This is a genomic window from Microbacterium sp. Ag1, from assembly GCF_001005635.1.
Lineage (GTDB): Bacteria > Actinomycetota > Actinomycetes > Actinomycetales > Microbacteriaceae > Microbacterium > Microbacterium oxydans.
Map to the genome: position 1 here is coordinate 31,193 of NZ_LBCR01000019.1, position 20,958 is coordinate 52,150.

The following is a 20,958-nucleotide window of genomic DNA, read 5'->3' on the forward strand; positions in this document are numbered from 1 at the left end:
GACCGTTTCCCCACGGCGGTCCCGACCCCTCGGCGGTATGGAGGGAAGTGAATGAGCACCAGACTCGAGTCCGCACCGCACTCCGACGCGGCAGGTTCCGACGCGGTCGAGCCGGAACCCTCGGCAGCCGCGCGGCCACGGCCGACGTGGTGGGTGAAGCTCATCGCCTTCGCGGCCTGCCTCCTGACGCTGTGGCACATCGGCGCCTCGTTCCTGTGGATAGCGCCATACTCCGCGCTGCGGGAGATCCCCACCCAGCAGGTCCTCGCCGGGTACATGCTGCCGATGTTCGGTCAGTCCTGGAGCGTGTTCGCTCCGGAGCCCATCAACGGCGACTATCACTTCAACGTCCGCGCCCTCATCGAGAAGGACGGCGAACAGGTCGAGACCGGGTGGGTCAGCGCCACCGACGTGGAGCTCTCGATGATCCGGTACAACCTCTTCCCTCCTCGGGCTGGCATCCAGTCGAGTGAGGTGGCGAGCGGACAGATGAACGCCTACAACAAGCTGAACGCCGACCAGCAGGCCGTCATCGGCCTGGACTTCATGAAGGACGACTGGGAGGAGTGGATGGTGCGCTCCTTCGACGAACTGCAGGGTGAAGACAATCCATCGACCGAGGCCTACATGGCCGAGGAGCACCTCTCGACCGCGTACGCGACCCAGGTGGCCTACGCGATCTGGGGGGCGGATGCGGTGGTCGCGGTGCAGTACCGCGTGAGCCGCCAGAACGTGGTCCCCTACAAGGATCGCAACGACCCCGGCGCGCAGCGCCCCGACCCGACGTTCTCGACGACCGGATGGCGTCTGCCCATAGAAGAGGAAGGGCAGAGTCGCGAGAACTTCGCGAACACCTTCCGCGGCCAGTTCGAGAGGATCCAGCCGTGAGCGCGCCGGTCAAGACCGCGGACCGCCGGAAGGACGCGAAGAAGAAGGACTCCGCGCCACGGAGCACCATCACCGCTCCGGCCCCGGCGTCCGCGCCGCCCACCCCTCCTCGCGAACCCGCCCCGGCACCGGCTCCGGCGAGCACCGTGCCGCCGCGGTCGTTCGTCACACGGCTGCTGACCTTCGTGTCGTCGATGATCGGTGGTCTCTGGTCGATGGTGCTGTCGGCGATCGACCGCATCTCGGCGTTCGTCGGCGACTGGCTCTTCCACGGGAAGAAGGCGCTCTACGGACTCGCGGTCACGCGCATCCTCTTCGGACTCACCGCGATCGGCCTGCTGATCTCGAACTTCAGCACCCGGCTCTACACGTTCGGATCGGGGTCGGCCTGGAACGGCGAGCTCGCGGAGCCGGTGAGCGAGTTCCCCAGGATCTGGGTGTTCAGTGCGTTCCATGCCGCGATGGGGAACGATGCGCTCTACACGGCGCTCTACCTTCTGCTCGGAGTGCTCGCCGTGCTGTTCGTGCTCGGGTGGCGCTTCCGGATCGTGCTGCCGATCTTCTTCTGCCTCTGGGTGGGGTTCATCGAGGCGAACGACATGGTGGGCGATCAGGGCGACAACATGTTCCGCATCGCTCTGCTGCTGCTGTTCTTCGCCGACCCGGCGGCGCGCTGGTCGCTGGATGCCCGGCGTCGGGCGAAGTCGGGGGAGTGGTTCGCCCCGAACAGCCAGCCGGCGCTGCTGGGAACCATGTTCCACAACCTGGCGCTCGTGGCTCTCACGGCCCAGGTCTGCTTCGTCTACGCCTCCGGCGCTCTCTACAAGGCGGGCGGCGCGCCGTGGGAAGAGGGGTATGCGGTCTACAACCCGCTGCAGACCGCCCGGTTCGGCACCTGGCCGGTGCTGAGCGACCTCGTCACGACATGGGGACCGATGGTCACCGTCGCCAGCTGGGGTTCGATCATCCTGCAGGTGGCGTTCCCGCTCATGCTGCTCACCCGTCCCACGCGGTTGATCGGACTGCTGGGCATCCTGTCGTTCCACATCGGCATCGCCGTGCTCATGGGGCTGCCGTGGTTCTCGCTGACGATGATCGCGATCGATGCGATCTTCATCCGCGATCGCACGTGGGCGCGTCTGAGCGCGGGGACGAAGCGGCGTTGGCGGGAGGCAGGAGCGCCACCGCCTACCGTGCCGGAAGATGCGCCGCCGGTCCGGACTGTGGTCTGACGACAAGCCGACGGGGAGATGCCCCCGCAGCGCATTGGAGGAAGTGGACAGGGCAGTAGGACTCCCGTTGTGGCAGACCTACCATGGCAGTATTCCCACTTCCCTCTGAGAGGAACGCTCATGGTCGACGCCGCCGTCCGTCCGAAGACGACCCGCACCTCCCCCGACAACGCTGACGCCACCCCGCGTCTCGATGTCGCCCGCGTGAACGACGCCCTGATGGGCACGTGGGGTGACGTGCGTCGTCAGGCCCGCGAGATGATCAAGGACTCGGCGTTCTGGCGCAAGGACGAACTCGGCAAGGACGAGCACCGCGAGCGCGTGCTCAGCCAGCTGCACCTGCTGGTGGAGAACAAGGCCGTGCATCGCGCGTTCCCGAAGTCGCTCGGCGGCGAGGAGAACAACGGCGCGAACATCGCGGGCTTCGAGGAGCTCGTGGTGGCCGACCCCAGCCTGCAGATCAAGTCGGGTGTGCAGTGGGGTCTCTTCGGATCGGCGATCCTGCAGCTGGGTACGGAGGAGCACCACGCGAAGTGGCTCCCCGGAGTGATGGACCTCTCGATCCCCGGTGCCTTCGCGATGACCGAGATCGGCCACGGCTCCGACGTCGCTGCGGTCGGCACCACGGCCACGTACGACCCGGAGACGGAGGAGTTCGTCATCAACACCCCGTTCCGCGGGGCGACGAAGGAGTACCTCGGAAACGCCGCACTGCACGGCGTAGCGGCGACCGTCTTCGCGCAGCTGATCACGAACGGCGTGAACCACGGCGTGCACTGCTTCTATGTGCCGCTGCGCGGTGAGGACGGGGTGGACCTCCCCGGCATCGGCCGCGAGGACGACGGTCTCAAGGGCGGACTCAACGGCATCGACAACGGGCGCCTCTCCTTCGACCACGTGCGGATCCCGCGGACCAACCTGCTCAACCGCTACGGCGACGTCGCGGCTGACGGCACCTACTCCAGTGCGATCGACAGCCCTGGCCGCCGCTTCTTCACGATGCTCGGCACCCTCGTGCAGGGGCGGGTGTCCCTCGACGGCGCGGCCTCCTGGGCCTCCGCCCTCGGTCTGCACATCGCGATCACCTACGCCACCCAGCGCCGTCAGTTCGACGGTGCTGATGGGCAGGAGGTGGTGCTGATGGACTACGGCAAGCACCAGCGCCGTCTGCTGCCGCGCCTGGCGACCACCTACGCGCAGATCTTCGCGCACGACGAGTTCCTGCAGAAGTTCGACGGTGTCTTCTCCGGCCGGACCGACACCCCGGCGGACCGGGAAGACCTGGAGACCTTGGCCGCCGCCCTCAAGCCGCTGTCGACGTGGCATGCGCTCGACACCCTCCAGGAGGCCCGAGAGGCCACCGGCGGTGCCGGCTTCATGTTCGAGAACCGTCTGGTCGGGCTTCGTGCCGACCTCGACATCTACGTCACCTTCGAGGGCGACAACAACGTGCTGCTGCAGCTGGTGGGCAAGCGTCTGCTGACCGACTACGCGAAGCAGTTCCAGGGCAAGGATGCGGCGGCCCTCGCCAAGTTCGCCGTGGGCATGACCGCGGGCAAGCTGTTCCACGGTGCGGGCCTGCGTCAGCTCGGTCAGGCCGTCTCCGACTTCGGTCAGGTGAGCCGATCGGTCGAGCGGGGCCTGCGCGAGGAGCAGCAGCACGATCTGCTCGCCGGACGTGTGCAGCAGATGGTGGCCGACATCGCCTCGCGCCTCCGCCCCGGTGCGAAGGACAAGGCCCTCGGCGCTCGCCTGTTCAACGAGAACCAGGCCGAGCTCATCGAGGCCGCCCGTGCGCACGGAGAGCTGCTGCAGTGGGAGGCGTTCACCGACGCCGTGCACCAGATCGACGACGAGGACACCAAGAAGGTGCTCACCTGGCTGCGCGACCTGTTCGGCCTGCAGCTCATCGAGAAGCACCTCGCCTGGCATCTGATCCACGGACGTCTGTCGATGCAGCGCGGCGCGGCGGTGTCGAGCTACATCGACCGCCTGTGCGCCCGTCTGCGCCCGTACTCCCTCGACCTCGTGAACGCGTTCGGCTACGAGCCCGAGCACGTGCGCGCTCCCATCGCGAGCGGCCTGGAGAAGCGGCGGCAGGACGAGGCCCGTGCGTACTACGCCGACCTCGAGGCGAGCGGACAGGCCCCCATCCAGGAGAAGGCGCTCAAGAAGAAGCAGCGCTGACCCGCCCGCGGCTCGCTCTCCTCTCGACGACCGTCGACTCGCGCGGCACGGCTGATTCACCTCCCGCGCTGGGTAGTCTCGGCAGGTACCCGATCCGAGGAGTCCGAGATGCCTGCCGTGAACGCCTATGCCGCACCCCGTGAAGCAGCCCCGCTGGAGAAGACCGTCATCCAGCGACGCGAACTCGGCCCGCTCGACGTGCTGATCGACATCGCCTTCGCCGGGATCTGCCACTCGGACATCCACACCGTCCGCGGCGATTGGGGTCCGCAGCAGTATCCGCTCGCTCCCGGGCACGAGATCACCGGCACAGTCGCTGCGGTCGGCGAGGGCGTCACCCGGTATGCGGTCGGCGATCGTGTCGGCGTCGGATGCCTGGTGAACTCCTGCGGGGAGTGCCGCAACTGTCTGCGTGGTGAAGAGCAGTTCTGCACCCAGGGGGCCGTGCTCACCTACGGCGGCATCGATCGCGACGGCACCGTCACCCAGGGCGGCTACTCCGAGCAGGTGGTCGTGACCGAGGCCTTCGTGCTGCGCATCCCCGACGCTCTGCCGCTGGACGTCGCCGCACCGCTGTTGTGCGCGGGCATCACGACCTATTCGCCGCTGCGGCACTGGAACGTCGGACCCGGCACACGCGTCGCGGTCGTCGGGCTCGGCGGCCTCGGGCACATGGGAGTGCAGATCGCCCATGCTCTCGGCGCGGAGGTGACCGTGCTCTCGCAGACCCTGAGCAAGAAGGACGACGGTCTGCGGCTCGGCGCCGACCACTATCGCGCCACCAGCGACCGGGAGACCTTCCGCGAGCTGCGCTCATCGTTCGATGTGATCCTCAACACCGTGAGCGCCGTGATCGATCTGCGCTCCTACCTGAGCCTGCTCGACGTCGGCGGAGCCATGGTGTGCGTCGGCGCTCCCGGCGAACCCCTGGAGGTGGGCGTGATGTCGCTGATCGGTGGTCGGCGCTCGCTTGCCGGCAGCAACATCGGCGGCATCGGCGAGACGCAGGAGATGCTCGACTTCTGTGCCGAGCACGGCATCGCGGCAGAGATCGAGGTCATCCCCGCCTCCGACATCAACACCGCCTACGAGCGCGTGCTGGCCTCCGACGTGCGGTACCGGTTCGTGATCGACGCCGCCACCTTCGCCTGAGCGTTCGCCGTTCGCAGCCGCGAGGCGCGAGGGCATCCGGTGTCGGTCGCCGCGGATAGCCTGAGCGCATGACCTCTCTTCTCACGGGCCCCGACGCCCGCGACCGCTGCGCCTGGGTGGGCGACGACGACGAGTACCGCCGCTACCACGACGAGGAGTGGGGCACGCCGTTGCACGGCGACCGCGCGCTGTTCGAGAAGATGGCGCTGGAGGGGTTCCAGGCCGGGCTCTCCTGGATCACGATCCTGCGCAAGCGTCCGCGGTTCCGGGAGGTGTTCGAGGGGTTCGTGCCCGAGATCGTCTCGGAGTTCGACGAGTCCGATGTCGAACGTCTGATGGGGGATGCCGGCATCATCCGCAACCGCGCGAAGATCGAGGCCACGATCGGCAACGCCCGCATCGTCCGTGGCATGGCCGATGGCGAGTTCGACGAGCTGATGTGGTCGTTCGCTCCTGCGGTCTCCGGTGAGCGCCCGGCATCGTTCGCCGACGTCCCGGCCGTCACACCGGAATCGACCGCTCTGAGCAAAGAACTGCGCCGTCGCGGGTTCCGTTTCGTCGGGCCGACCACCATGTACGCCCTGATGCAGTCGGGTGGGATGGTCGACGACCACATCGCGGGGTGCTGGAGAGCGTGATGTCGGCTCCGTCGGCGCTCAGTGCCCGGCAGCCTCCCGGGTGAGCGCTGAGCGCGCGTCGGAGGTGTTCTCGACGGCGAAGGTGGCCATCGTCGGCAGGTAGCGGTCGTCCGCCACCTCGACGAGGGAACCGTCGGCCGCCCATCCCGTTCGTCGTACGCGCAGCAGCGGTGTGGACACGGACACCGCCAGTGCCGCCGCATCGATCTCGTCCGCCGGTACCGCGTCGAAGACATGACGTGCGCGAACGGGCGCCAGGCCATGCTCCTGCATCGCCTGGTAGATGCTCCCCGCGTCGAGGTCGGCGGCGAGCAGCAGTCTGCCGACGGGGAGAGGGAACGCCGAGCGTTCGAGCATCGCCGGTTCGTCGTCGAGCAGTCGCAGCCGTACGATCTCCACGATCGCGGCGCCCGTCTCGATTCCGAGGTCATCGGCGATCGCTTCCGAGGCGGGTCGGCGTGCGGCCTCGAGCACGCGTTGGCCGGGGCGTCGTCCGATCGAACGTGCCCAGTCGGTGAACGAGACGAAGGTCTGGAACGACTGCGTCGGCACGATTCGCCGCACCCGAGGCGGTGCGCCTCTCCCGCCGTCGACAGCACCTTCGGCTCGCAGCGTCGCGAGAGCCTGCCTGATCGGTCCGCGAGAGGTCCCGAACTCGGCGATCAGGGAGTGCTCACTCGGCACACGTTCGCCCTCCGGCCATTCGCCGCTTCTGATGCGATCGAGCATCCGCTCGTAGAGCTGCTCGTGCAGAGGTCTGGGCATTCTCGTTCGTGCTCCTGTTGTCGTGACTTCTCATCCCCGCGGCGACCGCGACATGTTCACTCTGACGCACATCGGTGAACAATCGGGGAATTTCCGTAGAAAAAGTTGTCATGACTACTTTCGCTCCTCATGCTCGGAAGAGACGGAATCCCCCTGCCTCGGCCGACATGAGCGGTCGACCAACCCCTAGGAAGAGACATGAGAACCAGACACGGAATCGGCGCCATCGCCGTGACGTGCGCCCTCACGCTGCTCGTCGGCGCGGCGGCGACGCCCGCCTTCGCTGCAGCCCCGCCGCTGACCGAAGGCTTCACCGACGCGACGGCCTCGCAGCCCCCTGCCGGATGGTCGATCGACAACACCAACGTGACCGGTATGCGGGCGGACTGGCAGGGCTGGTCGTTCCACACCTCGGCCGAGGTCGTGTCGACCTGGGGGAACAGCGGCGATCGCGGCTCCTTCACACGTGCGGACGGTGTCACCGCGGTCGTGCACTCCGACGCCAACCGGCCGACGGACGGGCGCTTCGGCTCCGTGCTGTGGGCACCCGCCGTCGACCTGCAGAGTCAGGACGGGGCGGTGCGGGTGCGCTTCGACAGCCACTACAAGCAGGGGCAGTCGCCGCAGACCGCGCAGCTCGTCGCTCGCTTCGACGACGCAGCGCCGGTGGTGGTCGAGTCGTTCGCCCGGAACCGTCTCGACGAGCAGGTGGACGTCTCGATCCCGGTGCCTGCGGGGACCGATGCCGTCACGGTGGGCTGGTCATACGCCGAGAGCAGCAACAACTGGTTCTGGATGATCGACGACGTGCAGATCAGCGAAGCCCCGCCGGCCGACGCAGCACCGCGCATCCTCTCCGCCGCGAAGCCCGTCGCCAGAGCAGGTGCGACGGTTCCGGTGAAGGTCGGCGGACTGCGCCCCGGTCAGCAGCTGACGGCGTCGTTCGGCGATGCCGGGGCGGCGGTTCCCGGTATCCCGGTCGCTGACGCCGCGGGGGAGACGTCGTTCTCGGTCGCGCTGCCCGCTGACCTCGCGCCCGGCTCGGTGACGCTGTCTCTCGGTGGCGCCGGCATCGTGTCGACCCGGCTCGTGATCACCGTGCTCGCCGCCGATGACCCGGACACCTCGACCACCGAGCAGCTGCTCTGGTTCGACGGTTTCGAGACGGACAGCTGGACGAGCGAGGGGGCGTGGACGCTGTCGAACCTCGACAGCGTGATCGCCCAGTACGGCACCGATCGCCGACACGCATTCACCCGCGCTTCGGGGCGGATCGCCGTGGCGGAGGCGACGAGCGGGGCATTCGCCGGCAGCCTCGCCTCCTCTCCGATCGCCGTGAAGGCGGGGGATGCGCTGGAGGTGCGCCTCGACAGCCACTACCGCAAGAGGGGCGGAACCCAACATGGCACCGTGACGGCGGTGTTCGACGAGGGAACGGAGACCGTGCTGCGCGAGCTCTCCGATGCCGACGAGGAGTCAGCGCAGCTCCGGTTGCCGGTCACGGTGCCGGCGGGCGCATCCGCGATGACCCTGCGGTTCGTCTTCGACGCCCCCGGCGCCGCGGGATCGTGGATGCTCGACGACGTGCAGGTGGTGCGCCCGCTCGCGGCACTCGCCGAAGGAGTCGAGGCCAACACCGTGGTCGACATCTTCAGCGACGTGCAGGGGGCGACGACGAGACTGAGCCAGAACGTGCTGCCGGGGTTCCGCGCGATGGCGCAGACGGCGGACGTGCTCGTGTCCAACGGCGACCTGGTCAGCAACGGATCGACCGCGAACTACACCTCCTATCTGTCGGCGCTCGCGGCGGGTGGCGGCGGCGAGTACGGCACGGTCGTCTCGACGATCGGCAATCACGAGTACTACGGCAGCGAGGGATCGGCGGTGTACCGGGAGCGCTTCCTCGATTCGACGGGGATGCGCGACATCGGTGGCCAGGGTGGGCTGTGGGGTGAGGTGCTCGTGGACGGTCAGCTTCCCCTGATCTGGATCGGCAGCGAGTTCTACGACTACACGGCGAAGACCGGCGCAGGCCCGTTCGTCGACTTCAGCGAGGAGCAGTTCACCTGGCTGCGTGATCGGCTCGCCCACTGGCGCGCCCAGGACCAGCCGGTGCTGCTCTTCTCGCACCACCTGCTGCCGTACTCGGTCTCCGGATCGTACGCGCGGTTCTACGAGAACGACTTCGGGCAGGAGGAGGCCCGGTTCGCCGCCCTGCTCGCACAGAACCCGAACGTCATCATGTTCAACAGCCACACGCACTGGTCGCCGACGTTGAACGACTGGAGTACAGAGCTGCGGCCGGATCCGACGCGCGCCAGCGGCCCCACGGTCGTGAACACCGGAGCCGTCACCACGATGTACGGACCGAGCGGGGACTGGGAGGAGAAGGCCGTCGGCGGTGCCGACCCCGTCGGGCTGCGCGCCGCACTGTACGACGACCGCGTGCGCGTCACGGTGTACTCCTTCTCGACGGCCGGAGCGACGGAGATCAAGCACGTCGACATCCCGCGTCCCACCGACGCCCCCGTGGATCCGGTGGACCCGGTGGACCCGGTCGATCCCGTCGACCCGGCTGTGGCGCTGAGCACGCAGACGGTCGCGGCCGGAGGCCGGGTCACGATCTCCGGAACCGGATTCCCCGAGGCTGCGGAGCTCGCGATCGAGTTGCGTTCCACACCGGTACGGGTGGGCGTCGCGACCGCCGATGCCGACGGGTCGTTCCGGACCGCTGTCACGATCCCCGCGAAGACGCCGGCCGGTGCGCACACACTGGCGGTGATCCTCCCCGACGGGACCGAGGCGACCGCGCCGATCACGGTCACCCGCGCCGGGGACGGCTCCGGCGGCGTCGCACCGGGAACGGGGACGGGCACAGCCCCCGGCTCGGGATCCAGTGGCGGAGCGGATGCATCGTCCACGGGCGGTGACCTCGCCACGACGGGCGGTGCACCCGGCTGGTACCTCGTCGGCGGCGCTCTGCTGTTTCTGAGCCTCGGTGGCGCGCTCGTCCTCCGACGGCGTCGAGGTCGCAGCTGACGCACGCGCCCTCATGCTCCATCGGCGGGGCGGCTTCGAGGTCTTCTCGACGTCGCCCCGCTCGATGGGCAAAACTCCCCATCGAGCGGTATTCCAGGACGCAGTTAGGATGAACGGGTGCTTCGTGGGCCCGTCGGGTCGCGATCGAGGAGAACAGAGAGTGTCACCCTGGGGGGGAACCGGGTATGAAGGCGTTGTCATGGATGCGCGCACGACCGAAGACGCTGGCGTCAGCGGCCGGTGTCACCGTCGGCGTGATCGCCATCACCACGATGGCCTTCACCTATGAGGGGTTCCCGACCACCAAGGTCGATCTGAACGACGGCGGCGTCTGGATCACCAAGACGTCGAGCCTTCTCGTGGGGCACTTCAACCACGAGTCGACGGTGCTCGACGGCGGGCTGCGCACCACGGGTGAGAACTACGACATCCTGCAGGACACGAACAACATCCTGGTCGTCGACGAGAACGCGTCGACACTCACAGCCGTCGATCCTGCACGCGTCTCGCTCGGCGATTCGGCGAAGGTCCCGTCCTCCTCGAAGGTCGCACTGGGCAACCGCACGGCTGCGATCCTCGATCAGAAGACCGGCGAGCTCTGGGTCGTGCCGGCGCAGGGCGTCGCGTCCTTCGAGGCCGAGGTCAACGAGCCGGTGGCCGAGTTGGGCGCTGGCGCCGATGTCGCCGTGGCCAAGGACGGCACCGTCTTCGGACTCGCCCCGGAGCGCGGCGAGGTGGTCACCGTCCCCGTCGACAACGAGGGGGAGGCGCTCGACGCCTCCGCCGCGTCGGTCGGCGAACTCGACGCGTCCGCCAAGCCCGCGATCACCGCCGTGGGTCGCACCCCGGTCGTGCTGGATCGCGCTGCCGGCGTCGTGACCTCCCCGGGCGGCGTCCGCACCGAGATCCCCGGCGCGGACAAGGCCGTTCTGCAGCAGGCCTCCGAGAACACCGACGCGGTGGCGGTCTCGACCGCGAACGCACTGGTGAGCGTTCCCCTCGACGGCGGCGAGCCGACAGAGGTCGAGGCGGGTGGCGACGGCGTGCCGGCGGCGCCGGTGTGGCTGCGCGGCTGCACCTACGGCGCATGGGCAGGAACGGCCACGTTCATCCGGGAATGCCCGGGGTCGGCGAACGACGTCAACGCGAACGTCGACGGTGCCGAGGATTCGAAGAGCCTCGTGTTCCGCGTCAACCGCGACGTCATCATCCTCAACGACGCGGTGGGCGGAGCGGCCTGGCTGGCGAACGAGAGCCTGCAGCGCGTCGACAACTGGAACGACCTCACCCCGCCGGAGGGCGAGACCGAGAACGAGGACGACTCGACCGAGGAGACCGTCGAGACCACGCTCCCCGAGCGCAAGGAGGAGAACACCCCTCCGATCGCCGAGGACGACACGTTCGGTGTGCGCCCCGGCGTGACGACGATGCTCCCCGTGCTCGACAACGACAACGATCCGGATGGCGACGTCCTGGTCGCGACCCTCGCCGAGGCCCAGCCCGCCCTCGGCACGATCCAGCAGGTGCAGAACGGCGGATCCCTGCAGATCGCGGTAGACGAGGACGCGACAGGGTCGACCACCTTCACCTACGAGGCCGATGACGGTCGCGGCGGGAAGGACACGGCAGCGGTCACGCTGACCGTGTACGACAAGAGCGTGAACACCGCTCCGGTGCCCAAACGGCACACCAGTCTCACCGTGGAGACCGGCGGAACGATCTCGTACAACATCCTCCCGGACTGGATCGACCCCGAGGGCGACGATGTCTACCTCAAGGAGGTCGTCCCCGCGCCGGGCGACGAGGTCGACTTCAGCACCGACGGCCAGATCACGTACAAGGCGACCGCGAGCCAGCAGGGACGCAAGGACGTGCAGGTCACCGTCGCCGACGGATACGGGGAGAGCGCCACCGCGACGGTGACCCTCGATGTCCGACCGGAGGGCTCGACCAAGCCCAAGACCAACGCCGATCACGTCGTGACCCGCGTCGGCGAGCAGGTCACCGTGGCACCGCTGGCCAACGACACCAGTTCGGGGCGCGAGCTGCTGCGACTCGGCCGCGTGAACGAGGTTCCCGGCGCGACCATCGTCACGGACGGGCCGAACAAGACCTTCTCCTTCACCGCTGATGCTCCCGGCACCTACTACGTGCTGTACCTGGCGACCGCCGGCCCCGAGAACGGCGAGGGGATCGTGCGCGTCGACGTGCTCGAGGCGAGCGAGACGGATCTCCCTCCGGTCGCCGTGCGCGACGTGGCGCTGCTGCCGACGGGCGGCGATGTGCTCATCGGCGTGCTCGCGAACGACGTCGACCCCGCCGGCGGCATCCTGGTGGTGCAGTCCGTCTCGATCGACGATGACTCGGGCATCTCCGTGTCGGTCATCAACCACGAGACGCTTCGCATCACCGATCAGGGCTCGCTCACCGACCAGGCGCGCATCAAGTACCGCATCTCCAACGGCTCCAAGTCGGCGGAGGGCGAGGTGGTGGTCATCCCGATCCCCGCGCCGGACAAGCTCCTGCAACCCGTCGTGAACGACGACACGGCGATCGTGCGTGCGGGCGATGTCGTGACCATCCCGGTGCTCGACAACGACACGCACCCGAACGACGACGTCATGCACGTCGTTCCCGAGCTGGTCGAGCCGCTGGTCGACCCGGAGGACGGCGAGGCGTTCGTCTCGCAGGACACGATCCGGTTCAAGGCCGGACCCGTCGCGAAGACCGTCTACCTCACCTACGAGGCGGTCGATTCGCGCCAGCAGAAGGACGCCGGCTACGTCACGATCCAGATCCTTCCGGTCGACGAGGAGACGAACGCCGCTCCGCGCCCGCAGGACCTGGTGGCCCGCGTGCTCGCCGGGTCGACCGCGAACATCGCCGTCCCTCTCGACGGCATCGACGCCGACGGCGACTCGGTCGAGCTGATCGATATCGCCTCCAGCCCGCAGAAGGGGCGCATCACCGAGACGGCGCAGAACTACTTCACGTACGAGGCGTTCGACGACTCCTCCGGTGTCGACGTGTTCCGCTATCGCGTGCGCGACCGCCTCGGCAAGGAGGGCATCGCCACGATCCGGGTGGGCATCGCACCGGGCGAGCAGATCAATCAGAGACCGTTCGCGGTGAAGGATGCCGTGGTCGTGCGGCCGGGTCGCGAGATCTCGGTGCCGGTGATGCTGAACGACTCCGACCCCGAGGGCGACAAGATCATCCTCGTGAAGGACGGCCTCGAAGTTCCGACCGAGACGGGCATCACGGCCCGCGTCTCGGGTGATCGGGTGCTGGTGCAGGCGCCGAACCGCGAGCTCGAGACGTCGCTGCAGTACACGATCCGTGACGCGAGGGGCGCCGAGGCGACCGCGGCGCTGCAGATCACCGTCGACGAGGACGTCCCGCTGCAGGCGCCCGTCGCGCGTGACGACCGTGTGCGGCCGACCGACCTCACCGACGGCACGATGAGTGCGGACCTCGACATCCTCAAGAACGACGAGGACCCGGACGGAACCACCGATCGCCTGAAGCTCGTGCTCGGAGAAGGCGCGACCCAGCTGGAGAACGGCAAGGTGCGGGTCACCGTCACCGAGCAGCTGCAGCTCATCCGCTACACGATCACCGATCAGGACGATCTGGCCGCATCCGCGTTCATCTTCGTGCCGGCCGAGTCCGACCTGCGGCCGATCCTGGATTCGACCAAGCCGCTCGAGGTCATGAGCGGCGAGACCAGGGAGATCCCGCTCTCGAAGTTCGTCACCGTCGCCGGCGGGGGGACCGCGCGGATCACCGAGCATGCCAAGGTGAACGCCGTGTACGCCAACGGCGACGACCTCGTGAAGGACGAGACCACCCTGGTGTACACGTCGGCCGAGGGATACTTCGGGCAGGACTCGCTCACGTTCGAGGTCACCGACGGCACGGGGCCGGACGACCCCGAGGGCCGCACGGCGACGCTGAGCATCCCGATCAACGTGCTGCCCCCGGAGAACCAGCAGCCGGTGTTCACGGGTGCAGAGGTCATCGTCGCTCCGGGCGAGAAGGCATCGACTCTCGACCTGGCCGCTCTCACGGCCGACCCCGATCCGGAGGACGAGGGCAAGCACAGGTACAAGTACGTCAGCGGCGCGGGCAAGGGCATCACCGCCAAGATCGACGGCTCGAAGCTGCTCGTCGAGGCCTCGTCCGACGTCGAGAAGGGCACGGTGTCCTCCCTGAAGCTGGAGATCACCGACGGGACGACGGAAGCCGTCGAAGGTACGGTGACCGTGCGCGTCGGCGCCTCGACCCGCCCGCTGCCGGCAGCCAACACCGACACGATCTCGGAAGCGGATCAGGGCAAGAGCATCACGGTGCCCGTGCTCGCGAACGACTACAACCCGTTCCCGGAGACGCCGCTCAAGCTGATGACTGCTGCCACGGAGTCGGGCTCCGGCGGCGCGGCCGTGAAGGGCGATCAGGTGGTCGTCACGCCCGACGCCAGCTTCGTCGGGACCATGGTCGTGCGCTACCGCATCCAGGATGCGACGAAGGACCCCGACCGCGAGGCCAACGGCCAGATCATCGTGACCGTGCAGGGCGTGCCGGAGGCACCGGGCACCCCGCTGGTGTCGAGCGTGCAGGACCGCACCGTCGTGGTCTCCTACGGCGCACCGTCGAACAACGGCGCCGAGATCACCAAGTACACGGTGAAGTCGGTCGGCGGCAGCCCGTACTCGAAGGAATGCCGCTCGACGACGTGCACGCTCGACGGCCTCACCAACAACGTGGAATACACCTTCCAGGTGACCGCGACCAACCGGGTGGGCGAGTCGAAGCCGTCCGGCACCTCGGCGGTCGCCCGTCCTGATGCCCGTCCCGACACCCCGACCCCGCCGACGCTGACCTTCGGCGACAAGTCGCTCAAGGTCGCGTGGGCCACCCCGACCACTCCCGGCTCTCCGGTGGAGAGCTACACGCTGGAGATCTCGCCGGCTCCGCCGTCCGGGGTCTCGCAGAAGCAGGCCACCGGGAACTCGATGACCTGGGAGGGCCTCGAGAACGGCGGCATCTACCAGGTGCGCGTGCAGGCCCACAACCGCGCGCCCGAGCCGTCGAGCTGGAGCGGCTGGTCGGCGTCCGAGGTTCCGGCGGGTCCGCCGATGCCCGCTGCGGCGCCCACCGTCACACAGCTGCAGGGCGTGGGCACCGAGGCGCAGATGCAGGTGAACTGGGTGCCGGGGAACGCGAACGGCGACCCGATCGACTCGTTCCAGCTGCAGGTGTGGGAGGGCGGCACGCTGCGGAACACCATCACGCCGGGAGCCGACGCCAGGTCGCAGGCGGTGAAGGTCCCGACCTCGGAGACGCCGTACACGTACCGCATCCGTGCGAACAACAAGGCGGGCTGGGGTGAATGGAGCCCGATGTCGGCACCGCGCCGCGGTGTGAACAAGCCGGGTGCGCCCTCGCTGTCGAACGTCGCCGAAGGCGATCGGTCGCTCACGCTCACCTGGTCTCCCGGCGCGCTCAACGGTGCGAGGTCGAACGAGGTGCAGTACCAGTACTCCATCGGGGGCAACTGGGCGGCGATGCCGGGCAACAACGTCATCACCGGCCTCTCGAACGGCACGAACTACAACGTGCGGGTCCGTGCCGTCTCGACGGTCGACGGCCAGACCTACTCGAGCGACGCCTCGAACCAGATGTCCGGCAATCCCTATGGACCGCTGAGGCAGCCCTCAGTGACGGTGAACTCGAACCCGAAGAGCGTGACGTTCGGATGGAACGCGAACGTCTCGGCCAACGGACGGGGGATCAAGGTCGTGCGCATCCGGATCGACGGCGGCGGGTGGACGCACGTCGGTGCGAACGGAAGCACCACCGTGGGCGACGGCTACAGCCAGCGCCACACGATCGACGTCGAGGTGACGGACGACGCGGGGCAGAAGATCACGCGGAGCGAAGCAGGCACGTCGGGCCCGAAGCCCAATCCGCGCGCCTGGATCACCTCGACCGGCAACGCGAACGGCCAGCCGAACTGCAACGACGGCACCTGCGCGTACTTCTACCTGAACGCTCAGGACTTCGATCCGGGGCAGACCATCTCCGTGCGGTGCAACAACAACGACGCGACGTACGGCGGAGTCTGGGGTGGACCGTACTCGATCACCATGGACGGCAACGGCAACTACGGCGGCCGGCTCAGTTGCTACCTCGGCAACCGCCGTGGCGTGATCGAGGCCTGGGTGATGGTCAACGGCACCGCTTTCGAGCACCGCCTCTGGCAATGACCCGTCTCCCCATCCGCGCTGTGAACACCGGTTCTGAACAACAACAAGGAACGACACACTCATGACAATGACCCCCGAGCAGGCCGCCTGGTTCCAGGGCACCTTCCAGCGCCTCGTCGAGAACATCGACAAGGCCGTGCAGGGCAAGCAGGAGATCGTCGGCCTCGTGCTGGCCTCGATGCTCGCCGAGGGGCACGTGCTCCTCGAGGACGCACCGGGTACGGGCAAGACCAGCCTCGCCAAGGCGCTGGCCGCGACCGTGCAGGGCACCAGCACGCGCATCCAGTTCACCCCCGACCTGCTGCCGTCCGACGTGACCGGTGTGACGATCTACGACCAGCAGTCGCACCGCTTCGAGTTCCACAAGGGCCCGATCTTCGCGTCGATCGTGCTCGCCGACGAGATCAACCGCGCGTCGCCGAAGACCCAGTCGGCACTGCTCGAGGTCATGGAGGAGTCGCGCGTCACGGTCGACGGCGTCACTCACGAGACCGGGCGCCCGTTCCTCGTGATCGCCACGCAGAACCCCATCGAGCAGGCGGGAACCTACAAGCTGCCCGAGGCGCAGCTCGACCGCTTCCTGATCAAGACCTCGATCGGATACCCCGACCTCGCGGTGACCGAGAGCATCCTCGCCGGCGCCTCCGACCGCAACCCGTCGGCAGGTCTGTCCGCGATCATCACGACCAGTGCCGTCGCCGACATGGCCGACCTCGCGGCGACGGTGCACGTCGAGCCCGCCGTGCTCCGCTACGTGGCAGAGCTCGCCGAGGCGACTCGCGAAGACGGCGCCATCCGCCTCGGCGTCTCGGTGCGCGGTGCGATCGCGATGATCCGCATCGCCAAGGTCTGGGCCGCAGCTCAGGGACGCCACTTCGTGCTCCCGGACGACATCAAGGTGCTCGCCCGCCCGGTGTGGCAGCACCGTCTGCTGCTCGACGCCGAGGCAGAGTTCGCCGGCACCAGCAGCGACACCGTCATCGCCCGCGTGCTCGACGCCGTTGCGGCCCCCCAGGCCCGAGCGGCGGCCTGATGACCGCGGAGGCCCTTCCGGCGTCGACGCCGCAGACGGAGCGCGACGCCGGATGGCGTGACATCGCGGCCGTCCTCGGTGCGCGCGCCCTGACGCGCCTCCGCAAGATCACCTCCGCCATCCGTCCGCTGGCGTGGGTGCTGATGGCGCTCGCGGTCGGCTTCTGGGTGCTCGGGCAGATCGCCGGGTGGTCGGAGTTCACGATCGCCGCGGTCGTCATCGCGATCGCCGTCGCCCTGTGCGCGCTGTTCCTCATCGGCCGCACCGCCTACGACGTCGCCCTCGACCTCGCCCGCACCCGCGTCGTCGTGGGAGAGCGCGCGGTCGGCGCCCTGACCCTCGCGAACCGCGGCAGCAGGGCCATCCTGCCGTCGCGAGTGGTGCTCCCTGTCGGTTCGGGGCGCGGCGAGTTCGGCATCCAGCGGCTCGCGCCGGGGGAGGAGGCGGAGGAGCTCTTCGCGATCCCGACCCAGAAGCGTGGTGTGGTCAAGGTGGGCCCTGTGAGCGTCGTGCGCGGCGACCCCCTCGGCCTGTTCGAGCGGGCGCACCGTCGCGACGACCCCGTCGACCTCTTCGTGCACCCGCGCACGGTGCTGTTCGACGGCCAGTCCCTCGGATACCTGCGTGACCTCGAGGGTCTTCCCGCCGCCGACCTGTCCCGCGACGACGTGTCGTTCCACGCCCTGCTCGAGTACCAGCCGGGCGACGACCTCCGCCACGTGCACTGGCGCTCGACGGCCCGCACCGGCACCATGATGGTCCGGCAGTACGAGGAGACCCGGCGCTCGCACTTCGTGATCGGTCTGTCGCGCTCCCTCGCCGACTACGCCACCCCCGACGACTTCGAGCTGGGAGTCTCGGCCGCAGGGTCGATCGGCCTGCGTGCTCTCCGCGACTCGCAGCGCGTCGACATGCGGGTGCAGGGGCGCGAGCTGCCGGCAGGCACGGGCAAGCAGCTGCTCGATTCCCTCTCGGCCGTCGAGAACAGCAAGCCCAAGGAGGGCGGCATCGCCGAGCTCGCCGGAGTGGTGTCGGCGACGATGCCGCTCGCGAGCGTCGTGGTGCTCGTGTGCGGGGCGCGGGTCAAGCCCGACGACCTCCGTCTCGCCTGTGCGCGTCTTCCGTTCGGCGCCCGCGTGCTCGTGGTCGTCGCCGACACCACCGCCTCCGCTCCGGCCCTGCGCCGCATCGGCGATGCCGACGTCGTGACGGTCGGTGCGCTGGAGCAGATCCCCCTCGCCCTGCAGAAGGTGCTCGCATGACCGCATCCTCCGCCGCGTTCGCCGGTCTTCCCGTGCGTCGCTGGATCCTCGATCTCGGTGCCTCCGCTCTCCTGGTGGTCACCGCACTGGTCGGCTTCTGGCCGACGTTCGCCGGTCCGTCCTGCCTCCCCGCCGTGATCGGCGGCGTCGTGCTCGGCCTCGCGATCGCGGCGGTCACGACCTGGCGCCGTTGGGGCATCCTGATCATCGCGGGCCTCACGCTCGCCGCCTACTTCGTGTTCGGCGGCGCGTTCGCCCTGCCGCAGACCTCGATCCTCGGCTTCATCCCGACGCTGGAGACGCTGCAGAAGCTCGCGCTCGGGACGGTCACCGCGTGGAAGCAGATGCTCACCACGGTGGCGCCCGTGGCCGCGGCGGACGGTCACCTCGTGGTCCCCTTCCTCCTGGCGCTGGTGTTCACGACGGTGACCGCGTCGCTCGCGCTGCGCCTGTCGCAGGTGGCCTGGGCGCTGATCCCGGCCGGCGTGCTGCTCATGCTCGTGATCGCCCTCGGCACCCCTGAACCCGCGTTCCCGCTGGTGCAGGGACTCGTGTTCGCGGTCGTGAGCATGTCCTGGCTCGCGCTTCGCCAGCTGTGGGCGCCGCAGAACACGGCGATCTCCGTCAGCGAGGTCGACCCCTCCAGGGCCTCGCACATGCGCACGCGTCGTCTGCTCGCGGGCGTGGCCGTGCTGGCGATCGCCGGTGGTGCGGGGGTGGCCACGAGCGCGGTCGCGAACCCGGCGCAGCCGCGGCACGTGTTCCGCGACGTGATCATCCCGCCGTTCGACATCCGGGACTACCCGAGCCCCCTGCAGGCGTTCCGCAAGAACGTGCGCGATGAGGCGGACGAGACGCTCTTCACGGTGCAGGGACTGCCCAAGGGCGCGCGGATCCGCACGGCCGTCATGGATCAGTTCGACGGCATGGTCTACAACGTCACCGACCGCGGACCCACCTCGTCGAGCGCCTTCAGCCCGCTGCGCTCGAACATGTCACCGGATGCCGAGGGCGTCCCGGTGACGCTCAACGTCGAGATCGGTGCCTATCGCGGTGTGTGGATGCCGACCGCGGGCGAGCTGTCCGAGATCAGGTTCTCCGGCGATGACGCCGAGCAGCTGCGCCGCGGCACCTACGTGAACACCGAGACGGGCACTGCCGTCTCCACCACGAAGCTGACGAAGGGCGACGAGTACACGGTGGACGCCGTGATGCCGAACATTCCCGACGACGAGCAGCTCGCCGAGGTGCCGTTCGGCAAGGTCTCGATGCCCAAGCCGAGCAACGTGCCGGAGGAGCTCACAGCCCTCGCCGCCGAGACGGTGGTCGGCGCGGAGACGCCCATCGAGCGGGTGCGCGCCCTCGAGAACTTCCTGGCGAAGGAGGGCTTCTTCAGCCACGGGCTCGAGGGGGAGGTCATCTCCCGGGCTGGACACACCGCCGAGCGCATCTCGACCCTCGTCGGCGGCGAGCAGATGATCGGCGACGACGAGCAGTACGCCGTGGCGATGGCCCTGCTCGCCGGACAGGTCGACATCCCCGCTCGTGTGGTCATGGGCTACTACCCCGACGAGGAGAACGCGGGAGAAGCCACGTTCGCTGCCACCGGCGACGACGTGCATGCCTGGGTCGAGGTCAACTTCGAGGGGCTCGGGTGGATCGCCTTCAACCCCACCCCTCCCGAAGACCAGGTGCCGAACGATCAGAACACCAAGCCGCGCGTCGACCCGAAGCCGCAGGTGCTGCAGCCCCCGCCTCCGCCGCAGGAGCCCGTCGACCTGCCGCCCACGCTGCCCGACGACCGCGAGGGCGAGGACGAGAGTCTCAACATCGCGGGCATCATCGGCGCGATCCTCGTGATCGGTGGCATCTCCCTCGGAGTGATCGCACTCCTGGCATCGCCGTTCATCGTGATCGGTGCGTGGAAGGCGGCGAAGCGTCGTTCCCGACGCGCGGCCGCACGCACCGCCGACCGCATCAGCGGGGGATGGGACGAGCTCACCGACCGTGCCGTGGACTACGGCGCGCGCATCCCTCCCGGCGGCACGCGGATCGAGGAGGCGGTGGTCGTGGCGTCTTCGTTGACGGTTCCGCAGGTCACCGCCCTCGCCGAGCGGGCCGATGCCGACGTGTTCGGTCCCGCCGAGCCGAGCCAGGAGGACGTCGATTCCTTCTGGCACGAGGTCGATGACATCGTGGGCGGCCTCGGCAAGGAAGCCGGCTTCTGGAAGCGTCTTCAGGCGCGACTGAGCATCCGCTCGCTGGTCGGCGGCACGGCCATCTCGAACGGATTCCAGAATCTGAAGGAAGCGGCGGCCGTGCGCGTCCGCCGTGAACCTGGCACCATCAAGAACAGCACGACGCCCCCGTCCTCCGAGAGCGAGACCTCATGACGCAGCCCGCGACCGACCAGATCGCGCCGGTCTCCCGTCGCGCCGTCGCCTACCTCATCGACGCCCTGATCGCCGGGGGCCTCGCGATCGTGCTCGGCGG

The 20,958-nt window shown here is 68.7% G+C and carries 11 protein-coding genes; 10 read left to right on the forward strand and 1 reads right to left on the reverse strand.

What is annotated here, in order from left to right:
- Window positions 1-51 precede the first annotated feature (51 nt).
- From AAY78_RS01620 to AAY78_RS01640, 5 genes are all read left to right on the forward strand, one after another.
- Entirely contained in the window at window positions 52-888 is an 837-nt protein-coding gene (locus tag AAY78_RS01620; protein WP_046746630.1) for a DUF5819 family protein, read from the forward strand.
- Complete coding sequence (locus AAY78_RS01625; protein ID WP_046746631.1) at window positions 885-2,120, forward strand: HTTM domain-containing protein; 1,236 nt, start codon at window positions 885-887, stop codon at window positions 2,118-2,120. The genes AAY78_RS01620 and AAY78_RS01625 overlap by 4 nt, the downstream gene beginning before the upstream one ends.
- A gap of 120 nt (window positions 2,121-2,240) precedes the next feature.
- On the forward strand, window positions 2,241-4,307 hold the full coding sequence (locus AAY78_RS01630; protein WP_046746632.1) for an acyl-CoA dehydrogenase family protein: 2,067 nt from the start codon (window positions 2,241-2,243) through the stop codon (window positions 4,305-4,307).
- A 108-nt stretch (window positions 4,308-4,415) separates the two neighbouring features.
- Window positions 4,416-5,459, forward strand: a complete 1,044-nt coding sequence (locus AAY78_RS01635; RefSeq protein WP_046746633.1) for an NAD(P)-dependent alcohol dehydrogenase — start codon at window positions 4,416-4,418, stop codon at window positions 5,457-5,459.
- Window positions 5,460-5,527: 68 nt separating this feature from the next.
- Window positions 5,528-6,097, forward strand: coding sequence for a DNA-3-methyladenine glycosylase I (locus AAY78_RS01640; protein ID WP_046746634.1), 570 nt, complete (start codon window positions 5,528-5,530; stop codon window positions 6,095-6,097).
- A gap of 18 nt (window positions 6,098-6,115) precedes the next feature.
- Here the strand turns inward: AAY78_RS01640 and AAY78_RS01645 are convergent, their stop codons facing one another.
- On the reverse strand, window positions 6,116-6,862 hold the full coding sequence (locus AAY78_RS01645) for a GntR family transcriptional regulator (RefSeq protein WP_046746635.1): 747 nt from the start codon (window positions 6,860-6,862) through the stop codon (window positions 6,116-6,118).
- A gap of 198 nt (window positions 6,863-7,060) precedes the next feature.
- On the opposite strand from AAY78_RS01645, the gene AAY78_RS19130 reads away from it, so the two are divergent.
- From AAY78_RS19130 to AAY78_RS01670, 5 genes are all read left to right on the forward strand, one after another.
- Window positions 7,061-9,901 carry a metallophosphoesterase family protein gene (locus AAY78_RS19130; RefSeq protein WP_052748600.1) on the forward strand — a complete coding sequence of 947 codons (2,841 nt, stop codon included), beginning with the start codon at window positions 7,061-7,063 and terminating at the stop codon, window positions 9,899-9,901.
- 203 nt (window positions 9,902-10,104) lie between these two features.
- Window positions 10,105-16,170: an Ig-like domain-containing protein gene (locus AAY78_RS01655; RefSeq protein ID WP_156172588.1), complete on the forward strand. Its 6,066-nt coding sequence runs from the start codon at window positions 10,105-10,107 to the stop codon at window positions 16,168-16,170.
- A gap of 61 nt (window positions 16,171-16,231) precedes the next feature.
- Window positions 16,232-17,203, forward strand: a complete 972-nt coding sequence (locus tag AAY78_RS01660; RefSeq protein ID WP_046746637.1) for an AAA family ATPase — start codon at window positions 16,232-16,234, stop codon at window positions 17,201-17,203.
- A complete protein-coding gene (locus AAY78_RS01665; protein WP_046746638.1) occupies window positions 17,203-18,465 on the forward strand; it encodes a DUF58 domain-containing protein in 1,263 nt (420 codons plus the stop codon). Before AAY78_RS01660 ends, AAY78_RS01665 begins: the two co-directional genes overlap by 1 nt.
- Window positions 18,462-20,858 (forward strand): transglutaminase family protein, encoded by a 2,397-nt coding sequence (locus AAY78_RS01670; protein WP_046746639.1) that lies wholly within the window; start codon window positions 18,462-18,464, stop codon window positions 20,856-20,858. Before AAY78_RS01665 ends, AAY78_RS01670 begins: the two co-directional genes overlap by 4 nt.
- Window positions 20,859-20,958: the final 100 nt, after the last annotated feature.